Genomic DNA, 17,823 nt, shown 5'->3' with positions numbered 1-17,823 from the left:
CTATTTACTTTTCTCCATATCTCTGCTAAAATGGCTCTTGAAACATACTTTATCTCTAATCGGAGGTTGGATTGATGCAACAGTGGAATTTTTATGTCTCTCCCAGCGGGAATGACAAGTGGAGTGGACTCCTCGCCTCCCCCTCCACAGACGGGAACGATGGTCCTTTTCAGACAGTTCAAAGGGCTAGAGATGCCATTCGGGCGCTGCGCGCGGCGGGTCGTCTATATAAAGACGTGACTGTACACATTCGGGGAGGGGAGTATCCTATAACGGAGCCCATTTCCTTCACCCAGCTGGATTCCTTTCCGACAACCTATAAGGCTTATGGTGAGGAAACGCCTGTATTCAATGGAGGTGTCCGGCTTACGGATTTCACAGTTGAGACGGTCAACGGCGTGACGGCATGGACAAAGGATCTTCCCGCTGTGCGGGATGGCAAATGGTCCTTTACGCAGCTCTACGTTAACGATACCCGCCGGGACCGCCCTCGCCTTCCCAAAGATGATTACTTTTGGATTGATCAGGCGGATATCGGGGAGCGTCAGCTATTTCATGGAACCGACACGTTCCAATATCAAAATGACGACATTCAGGAGTATCACAATATTCAGGATGTGGACATCGTAGTCGATCACTATTGGATCGATGAGCGCATGCCCATCCAATGGGTTAACACCGCGACACGGACTGTAAAATCCACATGCCGCAGTGTGTTTGTCCTGACGGATGATTTTACCGGCCGCCTGGCAAAATACTATCTGGACAATGTGTTTGAGGCGCTGACAGAACCCGGGCAGTGGTATTTGGATAAGGTGGCGGGTAAGCTGTACTACATCCCTCTGCCCGGAGAGACCATGGACAATACGGTGATCACTGCACCGGTCACTGCTCAGTTTATCACCGTGACCGGTCTGCCCGAAAGTGGTGACTATGTGGAAAACCTTCACTTTGAGGGACTGACTTTTGCCAACAGTGACTGCCGCTTTCCTCTGATTGTCGAGACTTCGGAAGTGAATGGCTACTCTTTTGGCCTCTTTCACGATGGTGCACAGATGCGGACTTTCGGCACGGCCACTCAGCCCATCGCCGGCACCCCACAGGGAGCCCTCCACGTTCCCGGCGTCCTTTACTTTGAAGGAGCGAAGCATTGCAGCGTGACGGACTGTACCATCAAACATATCGGCTGGTATGGAATCGAACTTGGCGAGGGCTGCTTCGGCAATACCCTGGCTTACAATGACATTTATGATACCGGTGCTGGCGGAATCAAGCTGGGCGGATCCACTGCAAGAGGCTCTCTCTGCCGCCGAAATGGCGCGAACCAAATCACCGATAATCACATCTACGATTTAACTCACGTCTATCACGGCGCCACCGGCATTCTGTCCATTCACTCCTGCGACAACACCATCAGCCACAATCATATCCATGACATGACCTATACCGGCATCTCCTGTGGCTGGATCTGGGGATATGCGGAGAACGTGTCCAAGAACAACAAGATTGAGAAAAATTTGATCCACGACCTGGGAAAAGGTGTCATGAGCGATATGGGCGGGATCTACACTCTCGGTGTTCAGCCTGGGACGGAGATCAACGGCAACCTCATTTACAATGTGGAAAAGAATAACTATGGCGGGTGGGGGATCTATTTCGATGAAGGTAGTTCTCACATCATTGCGCAAAACAACATCTGCTATAATATGAGCAGTCAGCCTTTCCACCAGCATTACGGCCGGGAAAATACCATCCGAAACAACATCTTTGCCTGCGGTCGGGAAGGGCAGCTGCGCATCACCCGAAAAGAGGACCACATGTCCGTAATCTGTGAGCGCAATATTATTATTACAGAGGGCACTGGATATTTCATCCCTGCCATGGACGAGGTGGCGGCGGCAGGCAATATCATCAGTGACCTGAATCTCTTCTGGACCACAGGGGATCCCGAGGCGGCAGAGGCAGATCTGGAAGGCTGGAAAGCTCTCGGCCAAGATTCCCATTCTGTCTTCGCGGACCCGGGAATCCGAGATCTCTTTCACAATCAGTTTGACTTGAAAGAAGACTCCCCTGCCTATGCCATTGGCTTTAAACCCATCGACATGTCGGATGTGGGTCCGCGGCCGCGGGACTAAGCTGGGCCGCTGCAAACTAGCAGCGGCTCTTTTTTGATTGGGGAGAGGAAAAAGCCGACAGGTGGCCTTTGCGAGGAAAACGGATCTTTCCGCCGCTAAATTCTGGCAGGCCCTTCCTCGTTCGCGCCCGCCTTATGTTTTTTCTGCCGTTAAATATTGGATGGCTCTCTCTTCTTTTGCGGCCCTAGCATGTTTTTGGCTCTTTCCGCCGCTAAATTTTGGCTCCCCTCCCTCGTCCGGGCTCGCCTTATGTTTTTTCTGCCGTTAAATATTGGATGGCTCTCTCTTCTTTTGCGGCTCTGCCATGTTTTTGCCTCCCTTCGCCGCTAAATTTGGGCTCCCCTCCCTCGTCCAAGCCCGCCTCATATTTTTTCTGCCGTTAAATATTGGATGGCTCTCTCTTCTTTTGCGGCTCTGCCATGTTTTTGCCTCCCTTCGCCGCTAAATTTTGTAAGGCCTTTCCTCGTTCAGGCTCGCCTTATGTTTTTTCTGCCGTTAAATATTGGATGGCTCTCTCTTCTTTTGCGACCCTGGCATGTTTTCGGCTCTTTACACCGCTAAATTTTGCCAACCCTTCCCTCGTCCAAGCCTGCCTCATATTTTCCCTGCCGTTAAATATTGGATGGCTCTCTCTGCTTTTGCGGCTCTGCCATGTTTTCGGCTCTTTCTGCCGCTAAATTTTGCCAACCTTCCCTCGTCCACGCCTGCCTCATATTTCTCCTGCCGCTAAAATATCGGACAGTTCTCTCTTCTTTTGCAGCTCTGCCATGTTTTCGGTTCCCTTCGCCGCTAAATTTTGGCTCCCCTCCCTCAACCAAGCCCGCCTCATATTTCTCCTGCCGCTAAAATATTGGACACCTCTCTCTGCTTTAGCGGCCCTAGCATGTTTCGCCTCTTTCCGCCGCTAAATTTTGCCAACCCTTCCCTCGTCGGATTCAAGTATGGCAATCTTATTCAAAAGAAGGGCAAAGAGCTCTAGTATAGGGAGGCTTAAAAACTTGCACCGCTTGCAAGACTCTTCCAGGTTTTGAATTTGTGTCGATCCACTGAATTTTGCCAATCGAATGGAGATAGTAAAGGCAGCCGAGGCGGTCAACTTCCTATGAACGCCTTTTCGACAACAAAAAACTCCCCTTATAATCGCTACCTGTCTATCATAAAGGGAGATAACACCTATGCACACTCCATTCATCCCAGCGCCTGCTACAGCATAAACATATCGTAAATAACGTTGATCGCCTTATCCAGGTCCCCTTCGTCGATCCCGACGATTATATTCAGCTCGCTGGACCCTTGATCGATCATCCGAATATTGATATTGGCGTGAGCCAGCGCCGCACACACCCTGGCCGCCGTCCCCCGCATCTTGCGCATCCCTCGGCCGACGACTGCCAGCATCGCCAGCCCATCCTCAATCTCCAGATGGTCCGGCTGCAATGCAGATGCGATCTGCTCTTGAAGAATCTCCCTCTTGCCTTCCAGATCTGCCGTCTCCACGATGACCGTCATCGTATCGATGCCGGAGGGCAGATGCTCAAAGGAGATGCCATTTTCCTCGAAGATCTGTAAAACTTTGCGCCCGAATCCCAGCTCGCTGTTCATCATGTCCTTTTCTATCGCAATCCCCGAAAATCCCCGCTTTCCGGCGATACCCGTAATAACATTAGGAGAATTGCCGTCATCCGCCTGGGCGACGATCATGGTTCCTTCTGCCTTTGGGTTATTAGTATTGCGAATGTTGATGGGAATCTTTGCGCTCCGGACCGGGAAGATTGCATCCTCATGGAGCACCGTGGCCCCCATGTAGGAAAGTTCCCGCAGCTCTCGGTAGGTAATCATCGGGATCACCTCTGGATTTTTCACGACGTGGGGATCCGCCACCAAAAAGCCCGACACGTCCGTCCAATTCTCATACAGATCCGCCTGGATCGCTTTGGCCACAATGGATCCCGTAATATCACTGCCGCCTCGGGAAAAGGTCGTAACCCTTCCATCGGGAAGGCTCCCGTAAAATCCAGGAATCACGACATGGTCTCGGTCTCTCAGCATCTCCCGCAGCGCCTCGCACGTCTTCTCATCATCATAGCTCCCGTCCTCCAGGAAAAATACCACGGAGGCCGCGTCGACAAACTGCCAACCCAGATAATCGGCCAGCACGATTCCGTTCAGATATTCGCCTCTGCTCGCCGCGTAATCCTTTCCCGCGCCTTTCTGCAGATTCATAATGATCCGGTCGAATTCGTCCTGGAGCGATAGAGAGAGCCCCAAATCTGCAATGATATCCTCATAGCGAAGTGCAATTGGATAGAATGCCGCCTCCGCGTCACCGCCTGAGCGGATGGTCTCGCAGCAGGAATACAACATATCCGTGACCTTTGTATCGTCGTCATAGCGTTTTCCCGGCGCCGAGGGAATTAAAAAAAGTCGGGCCGCGTCCTCCGTCATGATGGATTTTACTTTTCGAAACTGTTGGGCGTCCGCCAAAGAACTGCCGCCAAATTTCACTACCTTTTTCAATATGGACTCCATCCCTTCTCAAAATTACCGTCTTGTTATCATACCACAGAATGCCGTTTCTTTCAATATCTGTCTGTGATTTTTTCCGTCTGGCAGGAAAACATGAAAAGCTGCCACACTAACGAGTTTGAATCGCTAGTGTGGCAGCCCCATCCTTCAATATTTCTTACTGCTCAAAGGATTAAACTTCTCACTGGGAGTATTTCTCAGCCAGTGCTTCTGCGTCAGCCCACATCTCCTGGCCCCATTTCACACACTCTTCGATGCCAAGCTGATTGCACTTGTCAACCAATTCATTGTACAAGCTGTTCAGCTCTTCCTCAGTAGAGGCGTAGATCATGTTCCATGCGTACGTGATAATCTGCTCGCCAACCGCAGCGGCGGTGATGGCGATATCATCGTCATAGTTTCTTGTGAAGCTAAGCGCAGCTGGACGGAAGACAAGAGTATTTTCTGCTCTGTACCGCTCAGAAGGTACGCTGTAACCCGGATTGTGCTCTGCCCACAGGTCGATCAGGCCATTTTTCGCTGTCATCAGCTCGGTAGCTTCCGGCCACTCGGACTGGCGCATGGTCTTTCCGTATACGGTATGCTCCCAGTCGGTGTGCAGACCAAAGGCAAAGAAGAATTTACCAGTTTCCAGAACTTCGCCGTTCTTCAGCGTATATGTGCTGTTGTTATAGAAGTCCGTGTAATCGTCGGTCGCCACAACTTCGCCGTCCACGATGTCCCACAGCTCTCCTTTGGGGCTGTTGTACAGGGTCAGGCAGGCGTCCTCATTGTAGAACAAGTCGATCACCCGCAGGCAAGCGTCCACATCCTTTGTCGCCTCGCTGATGGAATACATCCAGCTCTGGTCACCCGTTAAGGATTCTCCTGGTACGGTCGGGCACATTCCTTCAAAGGAGATGGGGTAAATTCCAATCGGTTCCTCGGCATTGATCCGTTCGTCGGTGTTATAACCGCGGTAATAACTGCCAGGCGTAGCCGTCAGCGTGTAGCCAGCCAACAATTTGGAGCTAACGTCTCCATTCTTCTGCGTCTTGGACTCAGGTGAGATCAGGCCGAGCTGATTGGCTTTCCAGAACCAGCGGACAGCATTCATGAACTGGCTGTCCTCGTCCAGAATCGGCTTCAATTCATCATTCTGAATATCATAGACAAGGAATCCACGCACATCCTGGAAACCAGACATACCATACAGTCTGAAGGCCGCGCTCCAGGGATTGGAATTGGTCGCTTTATCGCTTTCCGGAGACAGCTCAAAGGCGTACATTTTGGTTCCGTCTTCCGCCGTGGGGTGTACATCCTGCATCTTCTTCAGTGCATCCAGCATGGTGTCGAAGGACGTGACCTCAGGGAACCCAGCTTCTCTGTAAATATCCCAGCGGATATTCATGGCATAGGTGGTCGTGTCGACGGCATAAATGTCAGCCAAACCAACCGATCTCGGAATTCCATAGAGTTTGCCAGTCCCATCGCTCTTCTCATCCATGGCATATTGAATCGCATTGGGCGCATTTTTCACAACATTGGGAAGTTTGTCCAGCTTGTCGCTCATGTCCACAAGGTATCCAGCCTTGATGGCCTGCGATAAATCCCCGCTGACCGCATAGTTTCCAATATCCGGAAGATTTCCGGCCGACAGCATGGCGTTGGTCTTCTCCGAATCCGCCACGACAATCTCCAGCTCCACGCCGGTTTTATCCTTTATGAATTCTTTTCTCCAGTCCCCAAAAGGATTCTGGTTGTCGATGTAAAATTGTAGCTTTACGGTGTCGCCGGAGTAGCTAGGCTGATCATAAAAATCCTGACTTTCATCAGACCCAGCGCTGCTGGAATCCGTGGAATTGTCTGCCGGTTGAGACGACACGTTGGACGAATCAGCTTCACTGCTGCTGTTGTCGTCTTTCTTACAGCCCGTAAACGCAGAGCCAACCATGCAAATTGCCAAGAAAGCAACGAGCAGTCTTTTACTACTGTTCTTCATAAATTTGTTTCCTCCTATTCTATTTTTTTATCTCAGATGACATCTGTGTTCCTAAACCTATGTCATCAACAAGATACATGGGAAAACTGCATACCCTTATGGTCATAATTGTACCATTGCCTGCAAAAAAACTCCAGAGTAATAATTCTAGGTTCTTTTGATTATTCTATATTTCTATGCAAATATTTTAAAATTTTTTCTACACGATGTTGAATTACTCGGAAATATCATCGATATAACTGTAAATATTCCATATAATATTGACCTTTTTCACAATCACATCCTCAATAGGTAATTTTTTCTTTAAACTATCAGAATTTTATGATATTTGACTAAAAGCGATTCCAATTGCCCATAATATTTTCCGCCCGAGCCGGTCGAACTCCCGGAGTCGCGCTTCGCGCTTCGACGCAGAAGATCTCTTCCTCCCCTAGGTCTCCCACCTCGAGAAACGTTTTCTCCCCAGCCTGGAGTGTTGCCAAAACTGTTCTGTCATAGAGATTCACGTTGGGATTGCTGCTGGTCAGATGCATTTCCACTTGAACCGCCTCATCCCCCGCATTCCAAAGACCTAGGGTTAATTTTCTCGTTTCGCTTCGATACGGATACAGAAGGCAAGACCACACCTTTGGCGTCGCCACTTTGCGCTCTTCCTCCACCAGTCCAATGGAGTCAAATTCCACCGGCTGGTATCCCGTTTCCATAGCTTTGGAATCCGGTCGGATCCCGATGATCCCCCACTCCGCATCGACAAAATCGCTGGGGAACGCCATGTAATTTTTCGCGAATCGCCAATCGCCCTTTCCCGCAGACCATGTAGGACGAACGATATGGCGCATGTCAAATAGAACACTTAACTCATCCTGGCTCAGCTCTGTTGGCTCTCCGCAATCCATCATATGCTCAAACCCGGCGTCTCTGCGGTTGTAGGAATATCGAAACATCGGCTTGGTACAGAAAACGTTTCGGGAAAATTCCGCCGAAGCTGTGAGCTCCTCGCCGCTCTCGTAAATATCCACCAAGTGCTGAATCTCAGGATAGCGGTCGATATATGGGCTCTTTGTGCAATCAAGCGTCACCGCTGGGTCATTGGCATGAAGAAACGATTGTACTCCATCATAGAGTTTCCCTCGCTGCTCCTCATAGCACGGTGTCCAGAAGAACTCCGTGTGAGCCGCCCGGCTGTCCATGGCAATGGCGGGATAGCACTTCACAAATACATTGTTGCGAACTACATAATCCACGCCGCCTCCAAGCATAACTGCGCGGCCCACCTCATAAAAGAAGTTGTCTTCCATGATCGTACCACTCAACACATCGTCGTTATAGATTCCCATGGTTCCCATGCCGACGCCGCCCAGGTGGTGAATGTAATTATGACTGACATGATTCCCGCGAAATGTCACGTCACGGCCGGAATAAATCGCCCCCGCATCTCCGGTTTCAAGGCACACGCTATAAATCTCATTATCCTCGATGCGCATATCATTGCCGCTGTACAGAATGGCAATATGGGGACAATCGTGGATTAAATTATGCGTAATGTCAATTCCAACGCCATTGGGGCTGATGGCCGGTTTATAGCACCGGCTCCAGAGAGCCACCTTGTAAATATGATTGTTGGTGACTCGTGACCCCGCAGGAGTCAAGGTCATTCTGTCTCCGCCAACGATTCGGATGCCGCCGTCGCCACAGTTGTAGATTGTACAGCCGCAGATGGTATTGTTTTCACCGCCTTCCATGTCCAGGGCCGTATTGCCGATCCCTCTCAGGCAGCAGTCCGTGACCCGGATATTGGAGGAATCCACAGCATACAGGGCTCGCTCCCGCATACACTCCAGCTGGAGATCCCGGATGACTACCCCCTCACACTCTGACAGGGAAAACATAGGTGTATCCAAGGTAGAAAACAGCAGCTCCGATTCGTCCCCCAGCGCTTCGGGATAAAAATATAGCAGCATGGCTTCGGTATCAACATAATAATCGCCGAGCTGGTTGACCTCCTCCAGGATGTTAAGGAAATAAAACCGTTGATTTGGTTTGAACCCCCGAACTTTTCCTTTCGGAATCTCCTTCAATTTGACAATGCCTTTCTCTGCATCCAGCTGGGTGACATGCTCATAGGAATTGGCCCAGTCCCAGCACCAATATCCATGGACCCATAGATTGTCATAGGATTTCCAGCGTCTTGGCCTCGGGTCGTCATAGTAAAAGCCATACTCTGGATCGCCGATAGCCTCCTCACACTCATTGATGATCTCCCTCTCATACCCGGAAATCGGGAGATACGTCCCCCTCTTCGGGTACTGGGCCACAAACATGGGCTCGCCATCAAGGTACAACTCCCCGTGGGCCGGTTCCGAATCGCCGCCGAACCCACGCCTGGAAAAATGTCCAGGGTCTTTGACACCATTGGCGGCAAGATCGCAGACATACACTTTGTCTCGCGCCGTCTCGTCAAGGCGCTCCAGAACCTCCAGCCTTTCAACCTTGTGCCAGCCGGATAGCTTTCGCCCGCCGACAATCCGTGTTCCCTCCTCTCCCCGGATGGTTACATGGGATTGATCTTTGCCAATGGCAATGCTGTCTTCAACGTAATAGATCCCTTTTGTGAGGAGAATCTCCGCTCCCTGCCCATTCAACTCCGACAAAGCCTGCCGCAAGCCGTCGATTCCATCCTCCGGTGTAAGCCTGAATTCTTTCATAATCCTCCCCCTTAATCCGGTTACCCCTTGATCGCGCCCACCATGATTCCTTTGACAAAATACCGCTGCACAAAAGGATACACGCAGATGATGGGGATGGTGATCACCATGGTGATCGTCATCTGAATCCCCTTTGGCGTTGCCTGGAACGCGGAGTCACCGCCCATCTCGAGTTGCTGCGCCAACTGCTGCGCCTGACGGAAGTACATCTGCAGGATATATTGCAGTGTATACAGTTGCGGCTTCGTAATGTATAGCAGGCAGTCCATAAACGAATTCCACTGGCTAACCGCTGTAAAGAGCGAGACCGTTGCGATGATGGGAACACTGAGAGGCAAAACGATGGACACAAACCGGCGTATATATCCAGCGCCATCGATTTCTGCCGATTCTTCCAGCTCCGCGGGGAGCGATTCGATGTAGGTCTTAATTAACACCATGTTGTACACGGAAATCATACCGGGAATGATATAGACAAGAAAATTATTCATAAAGCCTAGCATTCGCAAGTTCAAATACGTCGGAATCAGACCGGCGCTAAAGTACATGGTTGCGACTGTAAAGCGATACCAGAGCTTTCGCATCCACAGATTTTGTTTTGTGAAAAAATAGGCCAGATAGGAGCAGACGATAGAACTCAGAGCCGTGCCTAAAACCGTGCGGGCCACGGAGTTAAATGCCGCTGTCCCCAGATTCTCCAGTTTCATGACATCGATGTAGTTGCGAAAATGGATTCCCTTGGGATAGAACATGATCTTCCCCGCATTAACCAGCGAGTTGTCGCTGATGGTATTGATAAATAGATAATAGAATGGATACACACAGATTAACGTAAAGAGTATGAAAAATGTATAGTTAAGGATCTGAAATACATGATCGCCGGCGGATGATTTGATTTTTCCTTTATGATGTGAGCGCATAGCCGCTTTCCTCCTTCCGATATTCTCTTAAAATACGCTAGTTCCGCGGACCTTCTTGGACAGCAGATTCGCCAAAGTAAATAAGACGAGGGCGATAATCGATTTGGCCATACCTACGGCCGTCGCCATGGAAGTCTGTCCGCTACCGATACCGAGGTTATATACGTACAAATCCAAAACCTGAATCTGTTCTTTGTTGAAGGCATTCTGGAACACGTAAAACTGGTCGAATCCCGTGTTTAGGAAATTGCCGAAGCTCATGACCAAAAGTACGAAATATGTACTGGACAAACTGGGAACGGTGATATACCAGATCTTTTGAAAGCGATTCGCGCCGTCGATCATCGCCGCCTCATACTGTTCCTGGTCAATTCCGGCAATGGCGGCCAAATACACGATGGCGTTCCATCCAGTCTCTTTCCAAAGCTGATACAGACGCTGCGTCAACATAACATGATCTCCCGATGCCAGGACATCCGTCGGCTCACTGATCAGTCCTAAATTCATCAACAGTGTATTGACAAATCCGTTGGGGGACAGCATAAAAAATACTAAAGAGTACATAATGACCCAGCTGATAAAATGCGGCAGCGTCGTCAAGGTCTGTACGATTTTCCGGCATTTGCTGGAGCTCATTTCATTTAAGAATATGGCGAAAAACATTGGGACTGGAGATAGGATAACGCCAAGAATCGCATAATACAGTGTGTTTCCGATTACTTGAAACATCGTTTGGCGCATGACCGCATTTCCGAATAGTTTCGTAAAATTGCTAAATCCGACCCAATCCATATCCTTCCACTGATACCCTGGTTTATAGTTGGTAAAGGCATAAATCCAACCCCGCAACGGCAGATAACTAAAAATAAAGATAAAAATTAGGCATGGAAGAATAAACAAAAAAAGCTTGTAGGATTCTCTACGCTTTTGGTCAATTCGTTTTACCGCCATACAATCTCGACTCCTTTTCATGTTTTATCAGGTACCGCTCACGGCGATACTCCTTATGTCAATATTGTATCAGCAATGCAAAATTGTGACCAGAGTAATAATTCTAGGAACTTATAAAATTTCATGTTACCTTGTCGAATTTCTATAAATTTCTTATTTGAGCAAGGAATTCGGCACTGTTTTTATGCAATTTCTGTGACGGTTTATAGGAATATTGTTCAATGGTTTTGCCGTTCCAAAAAATGTCCTCAGGAATTCGCACAAAGCCCCCGACACCGCCAGTTCTCCTGTCCCATCTGCAAAATTTCAGAAATTTTACTTGCTAAGGCAAGTGATGCCGTGTATAATGATGCCATACTCAATCTGACAGGAGGTTATTCATGTACAGCGTGATCTTGATCGATGATGAACCTGTCATTCTGGAGGGCTTAAAAAAGGCGATTCCCTGGAATGAATATGGATTTGAAGATATCATCGCCGTACAAAGTGCGGCGCAAGCCTTGGAACTTATGGGCTCCAAACAATTTGACCTCTGTGTTACCGATATACGAATGCCTGAAATGGATGGACTGACGCTTTTGAAGAAGGTGCGCACTCTCTATCCCCATATGAGCTGTGTGATCTTGACAGCCTACGATGAGTTTGACTATGTGTTGGAGGCCCTGCGCCTCGGAGCCGAAAACTTTTTACTCAAACCAATTAACACGGCAGAGCTGACGGCTACCGTCCGGAAAGCGCTGGACAACATCAATCATAGCCGCGAGCTGGATACCTTTCTCAAAAGCAATGAATCGATATTTAAGGAAAATGTGCTCTACCGCTGGGCCACCGGCGACTTGTCCGGTCAGGAACTGAGCGATCGCGCAAAATTAGCCAGCGATGGCGGTATCAATCTCTATAAACGGTGCTACAATACGCTAATCGTAAAACCACTTTCCGCTGACCCCGCGTATGAACAGCTGTTGGATGTATGCTATGGACTGTTATCCTCAAACTATGAATGCTACCGCTTCTCCAATCCCTCCGGCTGGCAAGTTTTTATTATCGGGGGGCGAACCGCATCTCCCTCCGATATCAAATCCCTCCTGTCTCCATCCATGCAGATGTCTCAGACGCCGTCCCTATTCATCGCTGTCATTGGGACGGAAGCCCTCGGCAGTGCCAATCTGCCTTTTAGTTATCAATCCGCCCTTGAGATTATTACCTACTCTATGTTGTTCGAATCAAACAGTCTATTGAATGCGGAAGAAATTCGCAGCAACCGCGACGGCTACAATGTTTCAGCACAGATTAACATTGAGGAACTATTGACACTGGAACGGGATGAGGATGCCCTTGCTAAGACAACCGCTTTTGTTGAGTCCATTGGCCAGGAGACCGACGCGTCCCTCCCAACCGTACGCGCCTTGCTTACAGAATTTCTGCTGCAATTTGCCAGGCAGATCGAAAAAGTTCATCTACAGAAAGGCAGCCTGCCGGATTCTTTGAAAAATATGTTTGCTCGTCTAAACTCACTTGGCTCCCAGGCGGAACTGTCCCAATGGCTCAATGGCATAGTTTTGGACGCGCGCCACCTGATTCGCAGAGATTCGTTGCCGGTGAGTCCTATTGTGAGCCGTGTCTTGCAGTATGTGAAAGTTCACTATTGCGAAGCCATGTCGATTAAAAAAATCGCCGCCCACTTTTCTGTCAATCCTTCGTATTTGGGATATCTATTTAAGCAGGAGACGAACCTCTATTTTTCTGATTATTTAAATCAGATCCGCATTCAGGAGGCGGAACGGCTCCTTCTGTCAACGGATCGCACCATGAGCGAGATCGCCTCAAAAGTTGGATATTCAGACGTGACCTATTTTAATCAGATATTTAAAAAATATAATGGGATCTCACCCGCTAAATTTCGCCAGGCGAAGAAAGGGGTGTAAAGTACCTTCGGTTCTTCCCATTAGGTCCGCCTTCCGGCGGACTCTCCCAATCGAAAAAAGGCGCAGGGGAGCTTTTTATCCCCTGCGCCTGCGCCGTCATGGGCTATTTCTCAGACCTCCCGTCAGCACGGAACTGTTGTCATTTTTCGTCTTTTTATTGATTCATTCGCATTTGCTGCTCATGCTCTTCCACGGTCATCTGGCAGATTCGAAGCGCGATTTTCGTTCCTTTCCCAGTGTCACTGGTAATCGTGACCCCACATTTCTCTCCATAGAAAACGTGAATCCGATCATGGAGATTTTTTAGGCCATAGCCTCCTTCCCCGTCTTTATCGCCGTCGGCCGAGGGCTCTCCCAATTCTTTCTCAATCTCTTTCAGCCGGCTTTCCTCTATGCCTGTCCCATTATCCTCCACTGTGAGGATGATGTAATCCTGCCCTTCCAGCGCCCCGGTGATGGTGATACAATTCTGTGCGCTGCCTGCTACAAAGCCATGGACAAAATAATTCTCAATGACGGGCTGTAACAGATTGCGAATGATTCCATACCGGAGGACCTCTGTATCGATATCGAATTCAATCTGGATGGTATCCCGATACCGCAGGCGAAACAGCTCCAAGTACACATCACAGAGAGAAATCTCCTCCTGAATCGTGACAAAAGGCTTTTTATTGATAAAATTTCGAAAAATCCGGGATAGCAGCAACACCATATCGGCTGTCTCCACGTCACCTTTCTCCTGGAGCTGTGCCCGAATCACCTCCAGTGTGTTATACAAAAAATGAGGATTAAACTTAGCTTGCAGCTCACCCAGCTCCGCATTCTTTTGTTTAATGGAATAGATATACACTTTGTTGACGTACTCCTGCAATTGGTCCGTCATGCGATTGATTGTGCTGGCGATAACGCCAAACTCGTCCTGCTCATTGATTACCGGTACGCGATACGACAGATTGTCCTTTCCAATCTCCTCCAGACTGTCTAGAATCACGTTGACGCGCCGTGACGAGAGATGACCCGATAGCTCATATAGAGACGCCGCTAGCACCGCAAAGAACACCGTGACGCCGATGATAAGCGGCGTGTTCTTATGCGACAGAAGATTCAGTGCATTCCAGGGAACCGTGCAGATGACAATTGCCCCCTTCTCCGGAAGCTTCTGTACCTCGACAAATTGTTTCACGCCGTTGACCTCCATGGTCCCCTCCTGGCTATTGTCAAAAGACTGGATATCCAACATACTGCCGTAGTTCTGCCCGGAAGAGTCGTAAATAACACTCCCCTCCGTGGTGGCGATGAGAATCGTTGGCAGGATGCTCTCCTCATTAAAATCATATTTTCGGTAGATTGTGTCAAACGCCGCAGTCGAATAGCCGACCGTCATGGACCCAACGCATTGCCTCTGATAAAAGACTCCCCCTGTAATAGCAAAACATCGGGTTGCGCTCTTATCATTTTCCGTGGCCACATAACGGCTGCCCAATATCTTGTGAATCCCGGTTTTCTCCATGACTTCTGAAAGAAAAGGAAAGTCTGAAACACTCTCCAGCCGTTTGGTGGAGCTCGATACATTTCCTAGATAGCCTACATCCTCATCCAGATTGCGGTGAAAGAAGACCCATTGAATGTCAGAGTCCTGGGCCATAACGCTCTCGATCATGTCCAATATCACATCCGTGTCGCTGTTAGCCAAGAGCACATCCTCCGCAGACTGGTTCGTATCCGGGTTGCCCTGATACTCCCCAAGAAAAAATTCTAATAAGGCTGCTTCGTACCCATTCTTTTTATCCTTAAACATAGGCATATAGACAGAGTAAAAATTCGTGTCCTTATTTTGAAAATACTGCATAATTTCATTGGTGGCATCGCGGTTCGTCTGCGTCAGCTTATTTTTCTCCAGCGCCGCCGAATAGTATACGACTAACATGCCAAGAAATAAAATTACAATCACATAGATAGTGGCATTCAGCCGATTCAGCCGGTTCAGATAGACCGTCTTCGTCCTATGACCCCTCACTGTTCTACGCATGACTACTCTTTTCGCCTCCACATCTGCGGTAACACCACAAATAGAGTCCACCGCTCAACAGCGCGGCGCTGATGCCAATACAATACAGGAAAGAATCGCTCACAATATCCAATAGAAAGCCTCCTAAATACACAAACACCGCCACCGCCACTGTATAAAGCAGACTTCGCGCCGCCGAAAACTGTCCCACTTTCTCCGCCTCCACCATATCGTAGATACCGAGGGGAAAGCAGAAATCAATTAAAGCCTGTCCGAGATACAGAACAAAATATCCCGCCAAAAATACAGTGGACTGTCTGCTCACAAGGGCAATCAAAAAACCAACGGCGGCGAAGCTCGCCCCGATCCCATACATTTTTCCTGAGCCCAAGCGCGGGTGCACATAGGTGATGAGAAGGCAGCCAAGAAAATTTGCCGCCGTCAGCGCAATAGGCAGAGAGCCCACAAGCCCAACATCCTCCGGAAAGCGCTGCAATCCCGTGATCCCTATAAAGTAGACAGCCATAAACTGCAACGCGCGAAAAATATTCGCCGGTTGCAGCTTCCAAAATTGCGGCATCTTTTGGACTTCTCGGAATACCTTGAAAGGATTTGTGACAGGCTGATTTCTCTTAACCTCCTGCGCCTGAACATTCACAAAGAAAAATCCCAAAAGGGATGTTATGACCGTCAGCGCCATGGATGCGGCACAGAGTATGCGAATGCTCTGTGTCAGGGGAAAGGCACCTTTGACCGTCTTTACGGCCCAGCTACACAAAATGCCAGCCAATCCGGCCCCGATGCCGCCGATTCCCATGATTCGCCCTAATCTCGTCTGACTGCTTGTCACCCGCAGAACCGTCGTCACCTCCAGTAATCCCGATATGCTAACCGCGAGTGACTGTAGAACGCTGGCGCCAACATAGATCCAAAACAGGATGGTGGCATCCAAGATAGTCGTGCAGAAGGATAGAATAATCAAAGCCGTATTATTGATCAGATACGACAGCATAGCGATTCCAATGGCCCGCTTGAAGGAGGAAAACTGCTTAAACCGGTCCGCCATCCCGGCAAAAAGAAACATCCCCAGGGCGCTAAACACATTGTTAAATGTGCCGAGAGTTCCGATCTGACTAAAACTGGCTCCATTTTGCATTAAAAAGTCCTGAATGACCACTTGCGGAACCATATTGAGGATGGATGTCAACATTGTGTACCGTGCAAGATACAAAATAACGTTGGGCTGAATGCGCCCTTTACGCCCTGCCATGGTCTACACTCCTCACCCCTAAGCAAAACGATCTCTTTTTGAATGCGATGGCAGCTTCTGTCTGCTGTTTCATACCTAAGACTATGACCTCCGAACGTTAAAATGCGGCTTCAACAGATGCACACAGCCGTCAGGGAAACCATTTTCTTCCCTCCCCGCGGCCGCGACTATTATATCACACCTGTATATTTCGCGCAAGATCGTCCTCCGTCTTCTTTCCCTCCACCTGAATCATTTTCATGCGCAGTCTTCCATCCTGATCCAGATAGGGACCCCCTTCATATTTGCCATTGCAAGTGATAAAATATATGGATCTCGCCAGGGATACACCTAGTTTGCGCAAAACTGCGTGGGTAATCGTGCATTGCCGGCGGGTGTGAAGGATTCGCTTGGCGTAGGTAAGGCCAATGCCCGGAATTCGGAGCAGCGTTTCATAGTCCGCCGTGTTGACCTCCACCGGAAACATGTCCAAATGCCGCAATGCCCAGCTACATTTGGGATCGATTGATTCCTCTAGATTTGGTTGTTCCAGCGGCGTTATCTCATCCGGTGTAAATCCGTAAAGCTGCATCAGCCGGTCTGCCTGATATAATCGCCGCACCCTCCACTTCGGCGTGTCGGTAAAGGGAAGTTCCTCATACCCTTTTGCCGGGTGAACATATTGGAAAGGGGTGTAATAGACCCGGGCAAGCCGATATTTTCTGTACAGCGCCTCGGAGAGATTCATAATCGTGCGGTCGTCCTCCCCATAGCTTCCCGCCATCAGCTGCGTCGTCTGGGATGTGGCGAAACGCCTGCCATATCGGCTTTGATTCTGCTTCTCACTCCATATCATGTCCGCAATCTGACCCATGGGCGACAGAATGTTTTGCTTTGTCTTCTGCCGGGCTATCCTAGCATATCCATCGCTTCGCACCGTCTCAATATTGACGCTCAATCGATTGGCATACCGCCCTGCTCTCCAGATGAGCTCAGGATCCGCCCCCGGCATAATCTTCGCATGGACATAGCCATGATACTGTAATTCCTCCCGTATAACCCGCAACGTTTCCACAATAAGCTCCTGGGTATAATCTGCATTGCGCACGATGGAGGATGTGATAAAAATGCCAGGTGTCTTCGCTGCGCTTTCCGCTATATCCACGCTGAGCCTTGCCAACTTTCGCGGATCATGGCAATAGCGCTGCCGGTCATTGCTGGCTCTACAGCCGCAGTACGCACAGTTGAAAATACAGTCATTGGAAACAAAAACTTTTGGAACCTTGAGAGGTTTCCCCAGCCCCACAACGCCCGCACCCTCGTCCGAATCATCCGCTAGATCAAACTGCGCGTCTTCTGCCATCAAGGTCAACTGTTCCTGCGGCGACATATCGGAATGAAATTTTATATTTGCCATACATAG

The 17,823-nt window shown here is 49.3% G+C and carries 10 protein-coding genes; 2 read left to right on the top strand and 8 right to left on the bottom strand.

Features of this window, described 5'->3' with window-relative positions; all coding sequences use genetic code 11:
- Positions 1-74 precede the first annotated feature (74 nt).
- Positions 75-2,135: a right-handed parallel beta-helix repeat-containing protein gene (locus H8730_RS08770; protein WP_177717422.1), complete on the top strand. Its 2,061-nt coding sequence runs from the start codon at positions 75-77 to the stop codon at positions 2,133-2,135.
- A gap of 1,203 nt (positions 2,136-3,338) precedes the next feature.
- On the opposite strand, the gene H8730_RS08765 is transcribed toward H8730_RS08770, so the two are convergent.
- The 5 genes from H8730_RS08765 to H8730_RS08745 all read right to left on the bottom strand — a co-directional run bounded on the left by H8730_RS08765 (position 3,339) and on the right by H8730_RS08745 (position 11,218).
- A complete protein-coding gene (locus H8730_RS08765) occupies positions 3,339-4,652 on the bottom strand; it encodes an aspartate kinase (protein ID WP_177719677.1) in 1,314 nt (437 codons plus the stop codon).
- A gap of 190 nt (positions 4,653-4,842) precedes the next feature.
- The gene (locus H8730_RS08760) at positions 4,843-6,642 is read right to left on the bottom strand and encodes a type 2 periplasmic-binding domain-containing protein (protein WP_249289726.1); all 1,800 of its coding nucleotides are present in this window, start codon (positions 6,640-6,642) and stop codon (positions 4,843-4,845) included.
- 332 nt (positions 6,643-6,974) lie between these two features.
- The gene (locus H8730_RS08755; protein ID WP_249289725.1) at positions 6,975-9,347 is read right to left on the bottom strand and encodes a right-handed parallel beta-helix repeat-containing protein; all 2,373 of its coding nucleotides are present in this window, start codon (positions 9,345-9,347) and stop codon (positions 6,975-6,977) included.
- 20 nt (positions 9,348-9,367) lie between these two features.
- On the bottom strand, positions 9,368-10,267 hold the full coding sequence (locus H8730_RS08750) for a carbohydrate ABC transporter permease (RefSeq protein ID WP_177719674.1): 900 nt from the start codon (positions 10,265-10,267) through the stop codon (positions 9,368-9,370).
- Positions 10,268-10,294: 27 nt separating this feature from the next.
- Positions 10,295-11,218, bottom strand: coding sequence for an ABC transporter permease (locus tag H8730_RS08745; RefSeq protein ID WP_249289724.1), 924 nt, complete (start codon positions 11,216-11,218; stop codon positions 10,295-10,297).
- A gap of 380 nt (positions 11,219-11,598) precedes the next feature.
- Between H8730_RS08745 and H8730_RS08740 the strand changes: the two genes are divergently transcribed.
- Positions 11,599-13,143 (top strand): response regulator transcription factor, encoded by a 1,545-nt coding sequence (locus tag H8730_RS08740; RefSeq protein WP_177719672.1) that lies wholly within the window; start codon positions 11,599-11,601, stop codon positions 13,141-13,143.
- Positions 13,144-13,297: 154 nt separating this feature from the next.
- Here H8730_RS08740 and H8730_RS08735 read toward each other — a convergent pair whose 3' ends face one another.
- The 3 genes from H8730_RS08735 to H8730_RS08725 all read right to left on the bottom strand — a co-directional run bounded on the left by H8730_RS08735 (position 13,298) and on the right by H8730_RS08725 (position 17,817).
- Positions 13,298-15,172 (bottom strand): sensor histidine kinase, encoded by a 1,875-nt coding sequence (locus tag H8730_RS08735; protein WP_177719781.1) that lies wholly within the window; start codon positions 15,170-15,172, stop codon positions 13,298-13,300.
- Positions 15,165-16,421: an MFS transporter gene (locus H8730_RS08730; RefSeq protein WP_177719782.1), complete on the bottom strand. Its 1,257-nt coding sequence runs from the start codon at positions 16,419-16,421 to the stop codon at positions 15,165-15,167. The genes H8730_RS08735 and H8730_RS08730 overlap by 8 nt, the downstream gene beginning before the upstream one ends.
- Before the next feature lie 175 nt (positions 16,422-16,596).
- Positions 16,597-17,817 carry a radical SAM protein gene (locus H8730_RS08725; protein ID WP_177719783.1) on the bottom strand — a complete coding sequence of 407 codons (1,221 nt, stop codon included), beginning with the start codon at positions 17,815-17,817 and terminating at the stop codon, positions 16,597-16,599.
- Between the last annotated feature and the right edge of the window lie 6 nt (positions 17,818-17,823).

Source organism: Bianquea renquensis (assembly GCF_014384895.1).
Taxonomy (GTDB): domain Bacteria; phylum Bacillota; class Clostridia; order Lachnospirales; family Bianqueaceae; genus Bianquea; species Bianquea renquensis.
Note: the sequence above shows the minus strand (reverse complement) of the source record. Positions and strands in the feature narration are given on the sequence as shown.